Here is a 14,108-nt window from a genome sequence, read left to right on the forward strand (position 1 = left end):
TTACATGTTCAGGCGAATGTCCCGCGCTGGCGCATCAGTTCCCGGAACAGCAAGGGGTTCTTTTCGAACGGCGCGCGGCCGTGGACGTAAAAGTAGTTGTTCAGGACAACCAGATCGCCAACGGGCAGCGACACCTCCTTCGTTCCCGGCGAAGCCTCCATGGAAGTCGACAGGTCGTTCAGGAATGCAGCTTCCTCACGATTGCGAGGCTGTACGAATTGATCGATGAACGACATGGACAGCCCGAACTCGTTCTGGAAGAAGACCGGGCGTTCGACGGTATCGCTGACATTCTTGGACCCCGGGGCCTTGTAGACGAAAGGCTTTGTCCCGAGACGGTGGCTGACAAACCGGTTGATGTCTGCCCAGTCGTCCAGATGCAGGAAACGGGACTCGCCACCCACGGCGTTGCGTTCCGCAAACTTCATCATCAACAGCCAGTCCGTCGCTTCGCTGACGAAAGTGCCATCGGTATGCATGGTGAAGAGACGGTAGGCCTGGCGCAAATAGGAGTCGCTGTTGTCCGTATGCTTGACCACGAAGCGGGCATAGTAGGTGCCCGACATCGCATCGTGGTTGCCCGGACCCAGCAGATGGCCGATGGCAGTGCCGAAGCGCACGAAGTCGTCGGCGTCGGACGTCAGATCCTGGAGTCCTGCCGTGAAGCCGCCGTGATGCCGGTCTTTCACGATGCTGTTGACGGTTGCCGCGAAGTCCTCGCCGACATGCCTGGCAAGCGTGCTCGCGAGCTCGTAGCGCATGAAGGGAACGTACTCGAGATTCTGTACGTCGATCTTGCGCACTTCCTCGAGGAACGCCAGCAGCGCGTCACGTTCGATGGTCACATGCACGATGCGATGGTGATCCGGGTGCCCGGACAGCTGGAAGCGGGGCTGGTCATTGGCGGCGAGCAATGCCGCGGGAAGCGGAGCATTCATCGGTCATTCTCCGGGATGTGGTACGGATGGTATGAGTGGTATGGCGCTATTTCATCCGGATTCTTTGATATGATCCAGATGTCAATCTGTAATTTTTGTTCCGATATTCCGATTAAAACGATGATCGACGTACGTCAGTTGCAGTGCTTCCTTGCCGTGGCGGAAGAACTTCACTTTGCAAAGGCGGCGGATCGGTTAGGCGTCGCACAATCGGGGCTCAGTACCCAGATCCAGCGCCTGGAACAAGACCTGGGCGTGACGCTCCTGAATCGGAACAAGAGAAAGCCAGTGTCACTGACGGATGCGGGGCAGTTATTCCTGGCCGAGGCCGCCGCCGCGTTGAGGCACATCGAGCGTGCCGACCAGGTCGGCCGCCTCGCGGCCAGAGGACTGGCTGGCGTGATCCGTGTTGGCTATGTCGCTTCCGGCGTCAGCAGCGGCCTGCTGTCCAGGTTGCTGAGCGCGTTCCGGAAATCCCATGAGATGGTCCGGCTCGAGATCGTGCCGATGGATACGCCAAGGCAACTCGAAGCGCTTGGCGATGGGCAGATCGATGTGGGAATCGTCAGGCCGAGACGGCTCTATCCGGCTGGCGTGGTCAGCAAAGTCTTGCAGACGGAACGTCTTCTGGCCGCCATGGCGGAAGGCCATCCCCTTGCACGGCGCGCGACGGTTGCCGCACGCGCACTGGCCGATCAATCGTTCATCGTCCCACAGTTTGCCGAGGAGGAAGGGTTCGGATCTGCGTTATCGGCCTTGGGCAAAGCAGGAGGATTCACACCGCACCTCGAATATCGCGTGCAGGATTTCATCTCGGCGATATGCCTGGCCTCGGCGGGATATGGCATGGCCATCGTACCCGAGTCGATGCAGAACTTCTCCCAGCCGGGCGTCATCTACAAGCCGATCAGCGACTTCCTGCTCTCGGTGAACCTGGCGCTGGCTTACCGGCGCCGCGAAGTATCGCCAGCCGTACGGGAGTTCGTGAAGCTTGGGACTGAGACGTTCAAGGTCAGCGCTTCGTAGGCCTCCCCAGGCAGGAGAAGTCGTCATTGGAAACTCCGGCCTGCCATGCTCTGGCAGGGTTTTCCCTCTGTTTGCGCGAAATGGCAAGAACGTGGCGCGATTGGCCAAGCGGGGTGACCCAGTGTCCTCGCAGAATAGCCCCAATCATCGACAAAGCCTTCTCGACAGAAAGCGCGGCAATCAAGAGGAATGTACATGAAGCAGCATAACAATCACTTCCGGTGGACCGGATACGCCCTGGCGATCGGTGTCGGTGTTGCAGCGTGGATTCCCTCGGCCCAGGCCCAGGATGATTGGCCAACGAAAACGATCCGCCTCGTAGTAGGCGGGCCCGCCGGCGGCACCGCTGACGCGCTGGCACGGCTGCTCGCGGAAGGCCTGCAGAAGACGTGGGGCAAGCCGGTGATCGTCGAAAACAAGGCTGGCGCCGCCGGTGCGCTCGCAATCGCCGACTTGCAGTCCACCGGCAAGGATGGCCATACGCTTCTGGTTATCCAGGGCGGCGTCGTGAGCGAAGCGCCTTTGGCCAACAAGGTCCATTACAAGCCGTTCGACGACCTGAAGCCGCTGGCCCAGGTCAGCCGGACGGGATTGGTACTGGTAGCCAACAAGGATCTGCCGGTTTCCAACCTGAAGCAATTGGTGGACTACGGCAAATCGCAAAAGGACGGTCTCGTCTTCGCGTCTTACGCGCCGGGGCTGAAGGGCCACACGTCGGGCATGCTGTTGGGACAACTCGCCCACGTACCCATGCGGCATGTGGGCTACAAGGGCTCTCCGCCGGCATTGAACGACCTCATGGGCGGCCACGTGCCGCTGATGTTCGATGGGGTGACGACCTCATTGCCGCTGATCAAGGCGGGCAAGATCAAGGCGATTGCGGTGGCCTATCCGACCCGGATTTCCGGACTGGCGGATGTGCCTACGTTCAAGGAACTCGGCTACCCGCAACTGGCGCAAGCAAGCTGGTTCGCCGTTTGGTCCCGTCCGGATGTCGCTCCGGCAGTCCAGCAAAAAGTGCGGGAGGCTACGCTGACGTACTTCAAGCAGCCTGCGGTGCAAAACCGCCTCAAGGAAATGGGCATGGAGCAGGGCGATGCCGTCACCTCGGAAGAGATGATGGCGGACCTGAAACAGGCCTACCAGCAACAGGCCGCGCTGCTCAAGTCGATCAACTACCAGCCGGAATGATGGGAAGGGATTTACGCTGGACTCGCCGCGGCGCTTGGCTCAGGTTTGCGCAACCATCAGCCAGCGCAAGCCCGGCTTCCGGCACGCGGTCGCGCAGGCCCGGGGGAGTAGAAGCGATGTGTGACTGTCAGGGTCGATGTTCAAACGGGTGCATCACCGACGATGGCGGTACGCTCCATCTTCCGGTGACACGGCGGGTAGTCCATCACTGCGTAATGCTGCGTCGAGCGGTTGTCCCAGAACGCGACACTGTTCTTCTTCCAGCGAAAACGCACCTGGTATTCGGGGATCATGGCCTGGCTGGTCAGGTAGTTCAGCAGGTTGCTGGCGCCTGGTGACTTGTCCAGCCCGAAGCGCACGTTGGCCGGCACGTTGTAGTTGGTGAAGTGCGTCGTAAAGCTTCCGTTGACGAACAGCACCTTCTCTCCGGTTTCCGGATGGATACGCACCACCGGGTGCTCGGCGTCGGGGTACTGGGCCTTCAGCGCAAGACGCTTTTCGATCGGCATCGCGGCACCGAAGCTCGCCTCGATGCTGTGGCGCGCGCGCAATGAGCCGATCTTCGTCTTGATCTCTTCGGGCAACTGGTTATAGGCCTCGACCATGTTGACCCACATGGTGTCGCCGCCCACGGGCGGGCATTCGATACATCGCAGCACGCAACCCAGCGGCGGCTTTTCGCGCCAGGTGGCATCGGTGTGCCAGGAGTTCTCGTTGCGCTCGGGCGGACTGTCCGGAGTCTTGTAGATCTGCACCAGTCCCGGGTAATCGGGGTGGCTGCCCACCACCGGGTGGTCTTCCAGCTTGCCGAAGCGGCTCGCAAACGCCACGTGCTGCGCGCGTGTGATGTCCTGGTCGCGGAAGAACAGCACACGATGCTTGAGGAGCAATGCGCGGATCTCGGCCATCTGCCCGTCATCCTCGGCAGCCGCGCCCAGATTGACGTTGCTGAGCTCCGCACCGATTGTGCAAGTGAGGGGCTCGACCCGGATCGAACTGCTCAGGGAAGTTGCGCGGACAACGGCGGGGGCCGCGTCTGGGGATTGGGTCATGGACGTTGTCTCCTGTGATCGATCGGGCCGATCGGATCCTCTCAGTTTGGGCGCTGCAGGCGTTTCCCGCTTGACACTACGTGACAGGCATTTATCCTTAGCTGTCAAAGACTCACTCACCGCCCCCTCCGATGTCGTCACTTGTCCGCGCCGCAGCCCTCACGAACTTTAACGAGGTCGCTCGTGCCGGCGGCCTCGATCCGGTGCGGATGCTGCTCGATGCGGGACTGAGCCCGAGCGCGCTGCGCGAGCCGGACGTCATGATTCCCGTGGAGCGTCTCGGACGCTTGCTTCAGGCGTGCGCTACCCAGTCAGGCAACGAGAGTTTCGGGCTGTGCATGGCCGAGTCGCGCCTGTTGTCGAATCTCGGTCCGGTCGGGCTGCTCATCCGCGACCAGCCGACGCTGCGTGACTCGCTTCGGATGCTGATGCGCTATCAGGCGTTGCTCAACGGTTCGTTGTCGCTGGCGATCGAGGAGTGCGGCGATCTGGTCATCATCCGCGAAGTGGTCATGGCTGGGCATGCGCATGAGCCCACGCGCCAGAGGGTCGAGCTGGCGCTCGGGGTGATGGTACGGTTGATACGCCAACTCCACCGGTACGACTGGGAGCCGGCGCGCGTATGCTTCGAGCACCCGGCGCCGCGCGACCTCAGTGTGCACCAGCGCTTTTTCGGCCCGAACGTCGAGTTCAACTACGACTTCAACTGCATCCTCTGCACGAAGGCCGATCTCGACGCGCGCAACCCGTATGCCGATCCGGCCATGGCGCGCTATGTGCAGCAGTTGATCGACGCCACGGCCATGTCGAAGCAGGCCACCATGCTTGAGGACGTCCGCCGCATCGTGCTGTTGCTGCTGCCCAGCGGCCGGTGCAGCATCGAGCAGGTGTCCGAGCACTTGGGTATCGGGTGCCGCACGGTGCAACGCCGGCTGGCGGAAGAGGGTCAGCCCTTTTCAGCAGTCGTCAACGACATCCGCACGGAACTCGCGGCGCGCCATGTCATCGAGACCGACCGCCCATTGACCGAGGTGGCGACCTTGCTCGGGTTCTCGGCGCCGAGCGGATTCTCGCGCTGGTATCACGCGCAGTTTGGCTGCAGTCCCAAGGAAAGCCGCGCCGCGCGCGGCAGCGTGCGCCGATAGGCGGCTTCTTTTCGGATGAGCGTGGATGGCAATGCGGCCGGCGCAAGGGCCGGCCGCATGGGCAAGGGCTTGCCGCTTCAGCGGCTTACTTGCCGGTCCACACAGGTTTGCGCTTCTCGGCAAACGCAGCGGCGCCCTCGCGGGCATCGGATGACGTGAACACCGGTGCGACAAGCGGACGCTGGCGCTCGAACATCTCGGCCGCCGACCAGTCAGCGGACTCGCTGACGATCTGCTTGCTGACCGCCACGGCCATCGGACCATTGGCACCGACTTCCTCGGCCAGCGCGATCGCGGCTTCCAGTGCCTGGCCCGGCTCGGTCAGGCGATTGACCAGCCCGTACGTATGCGCCTGTTCGGCGCCGAGCATATTGCCGGTCAGCGCGTATTCCATGGCGATGTGGTACGGGATCCGGCTCGGCAGGCGCATCAGGCCGCCAGCGGCAGCCACCAGGCCGCGCTTGACTTCGGGCAGGCCGAACTTGGCCGCCTTCGAGGCCACGATCAGGTCGCAGGCCAGCGCCATTTCAAAGCCACCGGCCAGTGCATAGCCTTCCACCGCGGCGATCAGCACCTTGCGCGGCTGCGCTTCGGTCAGGCCGCCAAAGCCGCGGCCCGGCAGGCTGGGGCGCTTGCCGGCCAGGAAGCCCTTCAGGTCCATGCCGGAGCAGAAGGTACCGCCCGCACCGGTCAGGATGGCCACGCTCAGGTCGTCGCGCGACTCGAGCTGGTCGAGCGCGGCGGCCAGCGCCGTCGCAGTCTCGAAGTCCATGGCGTTGCGCGCCTCGGGCCGGTTCATCGTGATCAGCAGGATATTGCCGCGCGTTTCAAGTTGCAGCGTGTCGCTCATGCTTGTCCTTGTGTTGCTTGAATCGGTATTGAAGAGAAACCGGCGGCTCAGCGCGGGGCCATGCGAATAGCGCCATCCAGCCGAATGGTTTCGCCGTTGAGCATGATGTTTTCGAGGATGTGCAGGGCAGTCGATGCGTACTCGTCCGGCGCGCCCAGGCGTGCCGGGTGCGGCACCATCGCGCCCAGCGAGGCGCGCACGTTTTCCGGCAGCTTGGCCAGCAGGGGCGTGTCGAACAGGCCCGGAGCAATCGTGCAGACACGGATCGCACGCTGCGCCAGGTCACGCGCGGCCACCAGCGTCATGCCGACGATGCCGGCCTTGGCCGACGAATACGGAATCTGGCCGATCTGGCCTTCGTAGGCGGCGACCGAAGCGGTCAGCACGCAGGCACCACGCTCGCCGTCGATCATTTCGTTCTTCGCCATGCGCGCGGCACCCAGGCGCAGCGCATTGAACGTGCCGATCAGGTTGACGCGCACGATCGACTCGTACTTTTCCAGCGAACCCGGCGAGCCGTCCTTCTCGACCACGCGCACCGCGGCACCAAGACCGGCGCAGTGCACCAGCGCGCGCAGCGGGGCGAGCGCTTCGGCCGCGTCGTAGACGGCGTTCATCTGGTCGGTGTCGCAGACATCGGCCTTGACGAAGCGCGCCTTGGGACCGAGTTCGTCCAGGGCGGCGTTGCCGCGTTCTTCGGAGAGGTCGGCGATCACCACGCTGACACCGCGCTCGATCAGGCGGCGTGCGGTAGCCAGGCCCAGGCCGGACGCGCCGCCGGTCACAACAGCGGACATATCTGCGGTCAGTTTCATCTTGAGTCTCCAGTTCTGATTCAGGAATTCAGGGATTCAGGGATTCAGGGATACGGAAATACGGCTAGTCGCGAAATGCGGCACGGACCGGTACACAGGCCGGTCCGTCAACGCCTTACAGACGTTCGATGATCGTGGCGTTGGCCATGCCGCCGGCTTCGCACATCGATTGCAGGCCGTAGCGGCCGCCGCTGTCCTCCAATGCGTGGAGCATGGTGGTCATCAGGCGCACGCCCGATGCACCGAGCGGGTGGCCCAGCGCAATCGCACCACCACGCGGGTTCAGGCGCGCCGCGTCGGCGCCCAGCGCCTTCTGCCAGGCCAACGGCACGCAAGCGAACGCTTCATTGATTTCGTAGTGGTCGATCTGATCGAGCTTGAGGCCGCTTTTCTTGATGGCGCGCTGGCTGGCCGGGATCGGTGCGGTCAGCATCATCACCGGATCGTCGCCACACACGTCGAAGGCCACGAAACGCGCACGCGGCTTCAGGCCCAGGCGCTGCGCCATGGATTCGCTCATCAGAAGCATGGCCGAGGCGCCGTCGCTGATCTGCGATGCATTGCCGGCCGTCACGTTCCAGCCGATCTGCGGGAAACGCGCGCTCAGCTCGTCATTGCGGAACGAGGCCTGCAGCGTGCCAAGCTTTTCGACCGAAGTGCCCGGGCGGATGGTCTCGTCGTGCTCGATCACGCCATTCGGCGTCACGATCGGCAGGATCTCGCGGCGGAATGCACCGGCTTCGCGTGCGGCAGCGGCCAGTTCGTGCGAACGAGCCGAGTAGCCGTCCATCTGCGCGCGGGACAGTTCGTACTTGGCGGCAACCAGTTCCGCTGCCACGCCCTGCGAGACCAGACCCGGCGCGTAACGCGCTTCCATCGACGGGCCATAGGGGTTCTGGCCGATACGGGCCGAACCCATCGGCACGCGGCTCATCGACTCGATGCCGCAGGCGATGACGATGTCATAGGCGCCGGCCATGATGCCCTGCGCGGCGAAATGCACGGCCTGCTGGCTCGAACCGCACTTGCGGTCGATCGTGGTGGCGGGCACATGGTCAGGGAAGCCAGCCGCCAGCCAGGCCACGCGGCCGGGGCCGGCGGACTGTTCGCCGGCCTGCGTGACGCAGCCGGTGATGACGTCGTCGACGAGACCCGGATCCAGCTTGTTGCGCTCCACCAGGCCCTTGAGCACCTGGGCCAGCAGTTCCGTGGCATGCAGTTCGGTGAAAGCCGAACCGGGCTTGGAGCGGCCCATCGGGCTGCGGATGGCGTCGACGATGACGGCTTGTTGCATGGAGGGTCTCCTGTAAGAGGGCAGCAGATTTCAGTTGGCAGCACGAGCTAGATAGTGAGACCTCGGTGCCAGAAAATGATCGTCCGATACGATGATTTGGCATTCTGGCTTCGGAAAAGCCCTCTGTAAATCTAAAGACTCTCGATTTGACTTCGGGAAAAACGAAGGGCACCATCCAGGTTTTGAGACGCTGGTATCGAAAAACCCGAGAAGCAGCCGTTTATATGCCAAATGGATCACATAATCCGATGACCTTGCCAACCGCTGCGAGCGCGGACGCCGAAGGCGAAGCCCGCCTTGTCAGCGCCCTTGCGCGTGGCATTTCGATCCTCAACTGCTTTTCGCCGACCGTGCAGGAGCTGAGCAGCCGCGAACTCATGGAGCGGACCGGTCTGGCCAAGCCGACCCTTTTTCGGTTGCTCGATACCCTCTGCGAGCTGGGCCTGCTGCATTACTCGGAGCGCTTGTCGCGCTACGTGCCGGGCGTCGGACTCGTCAACATGGCCGCGCCCGCGCTCGCGCGCATGACGGTGCGCCAACTCGCGCGCCCGTTGATGCAGGAACTGGCCGACCATATCGAGGGTCAGGTCGAACTGATGGTCGGCTACGGGCACACGCTGACCTACGTGGAGATCGCCCAAGGCCTGCGCAGCCGTGTATTCCGGCCGGAAGTCGGCACCCGCGTGTCGATGTCGCGGACGGCGTCGGGCCGCGCCTACCTGTCAATGATGGGTGAGAGGGAACGGAACGCTTACCTGGAACAACTCCGCGCCACCGATCCGCAGCGCGCGACGTGGCTGCAGGGCCGGCTGGAAGAGGCCCTGCACGACCTTGACGAGCACGGCTTCTGCTGTGGCCACCGCGATCTGCATCGGGAAATCGAGGCGATTGCCGTGCCCATGCGCGCCCGGCGCGATGGCGAAGCCTGGCTGGTCGCCGCCTCCGTGCCTGTATTCAGCCAGCAGAGCAAGCAACTGTTCGAAGACGTCGGGCCGCGGCTGGTCAGCCTGGTGCGCAACGTGGAGGGGTCGCTGGGGGCAGCGGGGTAATGTGAAACAAAGGCGGCGCGCAAGGGCAATCCGGCGGCCGCCTGAAGTCCACGCCTCAGTTGCCCGAAAACACCGGCTTGCGCTTTTCCAGGAAGGCCTGCACCGCCTCACGATGATCGGCGGTCTGGTGCGACAGCGCCTGGAAGCCCGCGGAAAGCTCCAGCAGCGTGTCCAGCCGCGTATGCATGCCTTCACGCATCAGGCGCTTGGCAAGCCGCACGGCGTGCGGCGGATTGGCCGCGATGCGCTCGGCCATGGCGTTCGCGGCTGGCAGGAGTTCTTCGGGCGGCACCACGCGCGATACCAGGTTCCATTCCAGCGCTTGCTGTGCGCTGATGGACTCGCCGGTGAAGATCATCTCGGCGGCACGCGAGAGCCCGATCACGCGCGGCAGCAGCCATGCGCCGCCATCGCCGGGGATGATGCCCAGCCGCACGAACGATTCCGCGAACTGCGCGCGTTCGGACGCAATGCGGATATCGCACATGCAGGTCAGGTCCAGGCCGGCACCCATGGCCGCGCCATTGACGGCGGCGATTACCGGTACTTCGAGGTTAAACAGCGCCAGCGGCAGCCGCTGGATGCCGCAGCGGTAATCCTGGCGGATCTCCATGCCGCTCACCTCGCCAGAGGCCTGGCGTTCCATGTCATGGATATTGCCGCCTGACGAGAACGCGGTGCCCGCGCCGGTGATGATGACGGCGCGCACGCTGCGGTCGCCGTGAATACGGTCGATCGCGGCCAGGAACTCGTCGACGGCGGTATTGCCGGTCAGCGGGTTGCGGCGCTCGGGTTCGTTCATGGTCAGGGTCACGATGTGGCCCTGCTGCTCGTAGCGAAGGAAGTCAGCCATGTTGTGGTCTCTCCGTTTCTGAATCTGAAAACGCGTTATTGCTTCGGAATGCCGGCCTGCTCGGCTGCCTCGGACCAGCGGCGGATATCCGCGAGCTGGAAGCGGCGCAGTTCGTCGGCGCCGGCGACAAAGACATCCCAGTTGGTGCGCGCGAGGAACTCGGCCGATTCCGGCGTGCTGTAGATCTCGACGATGGCCTGCTCCAGTTTATGCAGCACCGGCTTGGGCGTGCGGGCCGGCGCGAACGCGGCGGTCCAGTTCACCATGAAATAGCCGGGAAAGCCGCTTTCCTGCAGCGTAGGCGTGTCGGGGCGGCTGGCGAGGCGCTTGTCGCCCGTGACCGCCAGGATGCGGAGCTTGCCGGCCTGCAGCAGCGGCAGCGTGGCGCCGTAGTCGGCAAATGCGAAGTCGATCTGGCCGGCGGCCACGTCGGTCAGCGCAGGCGCTGCGCCCTTGTAGGGCACATGGTTGCCCTTGACGCCTGCACGGGTCAGGAACAGTTCGGTGGCGATCTGGTACGAGGCGCTACCACCGCCATAGTTGAGCTTGCCGGGATTACGGCGCGCCGCGTCGACCAGGCCAGCCACGTCGCGGTAGGACGATGAGGCCGGCACCACCAGCGCCATGGCGCCAACGCCAAGCCGCGCAATGGGCGCCAGGTCGGCCACCGGGTCATAGGGCAGCTTGCGGAACATGGCCACATTGGTGGCGACAGGCGAGTTGCTGGCCAGCAGCAGCGTGTAGCCGTCCGGCTCGGCGCCGACAACGGCCTGCGCGGCGATGAAGCTGTTGCCGCCGGGGCGGTTCTCCACCACCACCGGCTTGCCGAGCTTCTCTTCGAGCTTGCGCGCAACGTAGCGTGCGTTTGTGTCGGTGCCGCTGCCCGGCGGGAACGACACCACCAGCTTGACCGGCCGGTCCGGATACTCCGCGCGTGCCGGTGCGGCACAGAGCACCAGCGTGGCGAGGACGGTTACGCCCGCGATGGCTGCCACGCGCCTTTTGATTGCCTGCATGTTGTCTCCTCGTATGCGTTTGCCCGTTCGACGGGTCTGTGCCGCCAAGGCTAAGGGGAGGGGCATGCGCGCGTCCAATATTCATTTATTGCCGCGCGATATCCGCTAGATATCGCTCTCGAACAAATGAATATTGGACACTGACACTCGCGCACTCCTAAGCTGAGTTCCGCTGCTTCTCCGTGGTCCGTGCTCCGTCATTCGGACCGGTGGCGGCAGAACAGGCCCAGAACAGCAAGGAGACCCATGAAGAAAGCCCTCGGACACCTCAGGGTGCTGGACCTCACACGCGTGCTGGCCGGCCCCTGGGCGACGCAGAACCTTGCCGATATGGGCGCGGACGTGATCAAGATCGAACGGCCTGGCGCGGGCGACGACACGCGCGCCTGGGGCCCGCCCTTCCTGCGCGATGCACAAGGCGAGGAGACGCGCGATTCGTCCTACTTCCTGAGTGCCAACCGCGGCAAGCGCTCGGTGACGGTGGATATCGCCACGCCCGCGGGCCAGGTCATCATCCGCGACCTCGCGCGTGAGGCCGACGTGGTGGTCGAAAACTACAAGGTCGGCACGCTGGCGCGCTACGGGCTGGGCTACGAAGACCTGCGCGCCATCAACCCGCGGCTCGTGTATTGCTCGATCACCGGCTTCGGCCAGAGCGGCCCGTACGCATCGCTGCCCGGCTATGACTTCGTGTTCCAGGGCATGGGCGGGCTGATGAGCATCACCGGCATGCCCGACGGCGAGCCCGGAGGCGGGCCGGTCAAGTCCGGCATCGCCATTACCGACCTGCTGACCGGCATGTACGCGACCACGGCCATTCTCGCCGCGCTGGAACACCGGCACGTGAGCGGCGTTGGCCAGTACATCGACATGGCGCTGCTCGACTGCGTGGTGACGATCAACTCGTACCAGGCGATCAACTACTTCCTGTCGGGAAAGATTCCGCAGCGCATGGGCAATGCGCATTCGAACATGGTCCCGTACCAGGTGTTCCGCTGCAAGGAGGGCGACGTCATCGTCGCGGTCGGCAACGACGGCCAGTATCGCGCACTGTGCAAGGTGATCGGGCGGCACGACCTGGGCGAAGACGAACGCTTCGCGACTGCCGGGAACCGCAACCGCAACCGAGAGGTGCTGATCCCGCAAGTCGCCGAAGCCATGCTGGCGCGCACCATGACGGAATGGGTCGAGCTGCTCGAAGCGGCTAACGTGCCTTGCGGCCCGATCTACAACATGCAGCAGGTATTCGAAGATCCGCAGGTACGCCATCGCGAGATGCAGCTGTCGCTGCCGCACAGCGCTGGCGTGAGTGCACCAGGCCTGGCCAACCCGATCCGGTTGTCCGACACGCCGGTCACATACGAGCGCTCCGCGCCGACGCTGGGCGAGCATACCGACGCTGTACTCGGCGAACTCGGCTACGACGCCGCGCGTATTGCCGCGTTGCGCAAGGAGGGTGTGCTGTAGGCCACATCGACGGCATCGCTGCATGAACACATACCAACCAGAGGAGACAGCAGTGAAGACCCGATTCCCGTTGCGCCTGGCCGTCGCGATGACCGCGGCCGTGCTTGGCGTCATGGCCGTACCCGCAGGCGCCCGGTCCCGCGCGCAGCCGATCCGCTTTGTCGTGCCATACCCGCCCGGCGGCGCGGCCGACCAGATCACGCGGCTCGTGGCCCAGCAGGCAAGCGTGAAGCTCGGCACGCCCATCGTGGTGGACAACAAGGGCGGTGCGGGCGGCATCATCGCCGCCGAAACCGTGGCGCGAGCCGAACCCGATGGCAAGACCTTCCTCGTGGGTTCCAACGCGCCGCTGGTCATCAACAGCGCGCTCTATACGACGTTGCCGTATGACCCCGTCAAGGACTTCAAGCCCGTGGCCGGCATGGGCAAGTCGCCGCTGCTGCTGGTCACGCGGCAGGACTTGCAGGTGAAGTCCGTGAAAGACCTGGTGGCGCTGGGCAAGCAATCGCCCGGCAAGTTGACGATGGGCTCGGCCAGCAGCGGCAATATCACGCACCTGGCGGGCGAATACGCGGTGTCATCGCTCGGCCTCAAGGTCACGCACGTACCGTTCGCGGGCAGTGCGCCGGCCATCATCAGCCTGATGGGCAAGAACGTCGACATCATGTTCGATGCCTTGCCGTCGTCCATGCAGCAGGCAAAGAGCGGCAAGCTGCAGGCGCTGGCCATCCTCGACCGCAGCCGCTTTCCGCTGCTGCCCGATGTGCCGACCATGCAGGAACTCGGCTATCCGGGCCTGGAAGCGAGCGCGTGGTTCGGCGTCGTCGCACCCGCGCGCACGCCTGACGCGGCCATTGCCGGGCTGAACCGCGCCATCAACGACGCGCTGCAGCAGCCGGACCTGCAGGACAAGCTGCATGCCATCGGCGCGCAGCCGATGCCGGGCTCGGCGGAGGCATTCGGTCAGTTCGTGCGTGACGAGCGTGCGCGGTGGATTCCGCTGGCGAAGACGCTTGGGGTTAAAGCGGACTGAGCTGCAGGGGCGGGCGCCATCCGGCGCAAGCCCCGAGTACAAAGCGGGAACGCACGCCCTGTGCGTTCCCGCTCGGTTCAATCCTCCGCAACGAAGCCGGTCGCCTCCACGATGGGCCGCCATGCGGCGCGTTCCTTCTGGATGCGATGCCGCGCCTCCTGCCCGGGCCGCGCCACCACTTCAAGGCCCAATGCTTCGAGCTTGGCGGCGGTGGACGGGTTTGCCGAAGCGGCAAGGAACATTTTCTCGACCTTGGCCAGCACATCGGGCTGAGTGCCCGCCGGCAGGAACACGCCGTTCAAAAGACCGACGGGCCGGCGCCAATGTGCCGGCCCGCCAGACCTCAAGGACACACGGGAGCAGGGCGCCTTCGGGCCGC

At 64.3% G+C, this 14,108-nt stretch carries 13 protein-coding genes and 1 pseudogene; 6 read left to right on the forward strand and 8 right to left on the reverse strand.

Features of this window, described 5'->3' with window-relative positions:
- Positions 1 to 8: 8 nt before the first annotated feature.
- Complete coding sequence (glaH, locus tag ACIGJG_RS08570) at positions 9 to 938, reverse strand: glutarate dioxygenase GlaH (protein ID WP_011297826.1); 930 nt, start codon at positions 936 to 938, stop codon at positions 9 to 11.
- 69 nt (positions 939 to 1,007) lie between these two features.
- Here glaH and ACIGJG_RS08575 point away from each other — a divergent pair, with 69 nt between their 5' ends.
- The gene (locus tag ACIGJG_RS08575) at positions 1,008 to 1,964 is read left to right on the forward strand and encodes a LysR family transcriptional regulator (RefSeq protein ID WP_235679868.1); all 957 of its coding nucleotides are present in this window, start codon (positions 1,008 to 1,010) and stop codon (positions 1,962 to 1,964) included.
- Between the two features lie 195 nt (positions 1,965 to 2,159).
- Positions 2,160 to 3,155: a Bug family tripartite tricarboxylate transporter substrate binding protein gene (locus ACIGJG_RS08580; protein ID WP_011297828.1), complete on the forward strand. Its 996-nt coding sequence runs from the start codon at positions 2,160 to 2,162 to the stop codon at positions 3,153 to 3,155.
- A 140-nt stretch (positions 3,156 to 3,295) separates the two neighbouring features.
- On the opposite strand, the gene ACIGJG_RS08585 is transcribed toward ACIGJG_RS08580, so the two are convergent.
- Positions 3,296 to 4,207 (reverse strand): TauD/TfdA dioxygenase family protein, encoded by a 912-nt coding sequence (locus ACIGJG_RS08585; RefSeq protein ID WP_011297829.1) that lies wholly within the window; start codon positions 4,205 to 4,207, stop codon positions 3,296 to 3,298.
- 131 nt (positions 4,208 to 4,338) lie between these two features.
- Here ACIGJG_RS08585 and ACIGJG_RS08590 point away from each other — a divergent pair, with 131 nt between their 5' ends.
- Entirely contained in the window at positions 4,339 to 5,352 is a 1,014-nt protein-coding gene (locus ACIGJG_RS08590) for an AraC family transcriptional regulator (RefSeq protein ID WP_011297830.1), read from the forward strand.
- 85 nt (positions 5,353 to 5,437) lie between these two features.
- Here the strand turns inward: ACIGJG_RS08590 and ACIGJG_RS08595 are convergent, their stop codons facing one another.
- The 3 genes from ACIGJG_RS08595 to ACIGJG_RS08605 all read right to left on the reverse strand — a co-directional run bounded on the left by ACIGJG_RS08595 (position 5,438) and on the right by ACIGJG_RS08605 (position 8,311).
- Positions 5,438 to 6,202: a crotonase/enoyl-CoA hydratase family protein gene (locus ACIGJG_RS08595; RefSeq protein ID WP_011297831.1), complete on the reverse strand. Its 765-nt coding sequence runs from the start codon at positions 6,200 to 6,202 to the stop codon at positions 5,438 to 5,440.
- A 47-nt stretch (positions 6,203 to 6,249) separates the two neighbouring features.
- Positions 6,250 to 7,017, reverse strand: a complete 768-nt coding sequence (locus ACIGJG_RS08600) for an SDR family NAD(P)-dependent oxidoreductase (RefSeq protein WP_483673028.1) — start codon at positions 7,015 to 7,017, stop codon at positions 6,250 to 6,252.
- 115 nt (positions 7,018 to 7,132) lie between these two features.
- Positions 7,133 to 8,311, reverse strand: a complete 1,179-nt coding sequence (locus ACIGJG_RS08605; protein WP_011297833.1) for a thiolase family protein — start codon at positions 8,309 to 8,311, stop codon at positions 7,133 to 7,135.
- Between the two features lie 224 nt (positions 8,312 to 8,535).
- Between ACIGJG_RS08605 and ACIGJG_RS08610 the strand changes: the two genes are divergently transcribed.
- Entirely contained in the window at positions 8,536 to 9,360 is an 825-nt protein-coding gene (locus ACIGJG_RS08610; protein WP_483673029.1) for an IclR family transcriptional regulator, read from the forward strand.
- Between the two features lie 55 nt (positions 9,361 to 9,415).
- On the opposite strand, the gene ACIGJG_RS08615 is transcribed toward ACIGJG_RS08610, so the two are convergent.
- Positions 9,416 to 10,213 (reverse strand): crotonase/enoyl-CoA hydratase family protein, encoded by a 798-nt coding sequence (locus ACIGJG_RS08615; RefSeq protein WP_011297835.1) that lies wholly within the window; start codon positions 10,211 to 10,213, stop codon positions 9,416 to 9,418.
- A gap of 35 nt (positions 10,214 to 10,248) precedes the next feature.
- Positions 10,249 to 11,229: a Bug family tripartite tricarboxylate transporter substrate binding protein gene (locus ACIGJG_RS08620; protein ID WP_011297836.1), complete on the reverse strand. Its 981-nt coding sequence runs from the start codon at positions 11,227 to 11,229 to the stop codon at positions 10,249 to 10,251.
- Between the two features lie 246 nt (positions 11,230 to 11,475).
- On the opposite strand from ACIGJG_RS08620, the gene ACIGJG_RS08625 reads away from it, so the two are divergent.
- Together ACIGJG_RS08625 and ACIGJG_RS08630 are read left to right on the forward strand one after the other, a co-directional pair.
- On the forward strand, positions 11,476 to 12,696 hold the full coding sequence (locus tag ACIGJG_RS08625; RefSeq protein WP_011297837.1) for a CaiB/BaiF CoA transferase family protein: 1,221 nt from the start codon (positions 11,476 to 11,478) through the stop codon (positions 12,694 to 12,696).
- 88 nt (positions 12,697 to 12,784) lie between these two features.
- Entirely contained in the window at positions 12,785 to 13,729 is a 945-nt protein-coding gene (locus ACIGJG_RS08630) for a Bug family tripartite tricarboxylate transporter substrate binding protein (RefSeq protein WP_483673067.1), read from the forward strand.
- A 77-nt stretch (positions 13,730 to 13,806) separates the two neighbouring features.
- Here the strand turns inward: ACIGJG_RS08630 and ACIGJG_RS08635 are convergent.
- Positions 13,807 to 14,025, reverse strand: a pseudogene (locus tag ACIGJG_RS08635) (tripartite tricarboxylate transporter substrate-binding protein); the annotation flags it as partial.
- Positions 14,026 to 14,108 lie beyond the last annotated feature (83 nt).

The sequence above is a fragment of the Cupriavidus sp. C1SS-2L genome (genome assembly GCF_057073735.1).

Coding starts and splice junctions, on each gene's coding strand:
- glaH (WP_011297826.1), bottom strand. CDS start 938: ATGAATGCTCCGCTTCCCGCGGCATTGCTCGCCGCCAATGACCAGCCC.
- ACIGJG_RS08575 (WP_235679868.1), top strand. CDS start 1,008: ATGATCCAGATGTCAATCTGTAATTTTTGTTCCGATATTCCGATTAAA.
- ACIGJG_RS08580 (WP_011297828.1), top strand. CDS start 2,160: ATGAAGCAGCATAACAATCACTTCCGGTGGACCGGATACGCCCTGGCG.
- ACIGJG_RS08585 (WP_011297829.1), bottom strand. CDS start 4,207: ATGACCCAATCCCCAGACGCGGCCCCCGCCGTTGTCCGCGCAACTTCC.
- ACIGJG_RS08590 (WP_011297830.1), top strand. CDS start 4,339: ATGTCGTCACTTGTCCGCGCCGCAGCCCTCACGAACTTTAACGAGGTC.
- ACIGJG_RS08595 (WP_011297831.1), bottom strand. CDS start 6,202: ATGAGCGACACGCTGCAACTTGAAACGCGCGGCAATATCCTGCTGATC.
- ACIGJG_RS08600 (WP_483673028.1), bottom strand. CDS start 7,017: ATGAAACTGACCGCAGATATGTCCGCTGTTGTGACCGGCGGCGCGTCC.
- ACIGJG_RS08605 (WP_011297833.1), bottom strand. CDS start 8,311: ATGCAACAAGCCGTCATCGTCGACGCCATCCGCAGCCCGATGGGCCGC.
- ACIGJG_RS08610 (WP_483673029.1), top strand. CDS start 8,536: ATGCCAAATGGATCACATAATCCGATGACCTTGCCAACCGCTGCGAGC.
- ACIGJG_RS08615 (WP_011297835.1), bottom strand. CDS start 10,213: ATGGCTGACTTCCTTCGCTACGAGCAGCAGGGCCACATCGTGACCCTG.
- ACIGJG_RS08620 (WP_011297836.1), bottom strand. CDS start 11,229: ATGCAGGCAATCAAAAGGCGCGTGGCAGCCATCGCGGGCGTAACCGTC.
- ACIGJG_RS08625 (WP_011297837.1), top strand. CDS start 11,476: ATGAAGAAAGCCCTCGGACACCTCAGGGTGCTGGACCTCACACGCGTG.
- ACIGJG_RS08630 (WP_483673067.1), top strand. CDS start 12,785: ATGACCGCGGCCGTGCTTGGCGTCATGGCCGTACCCGCAGGCGCCCGG.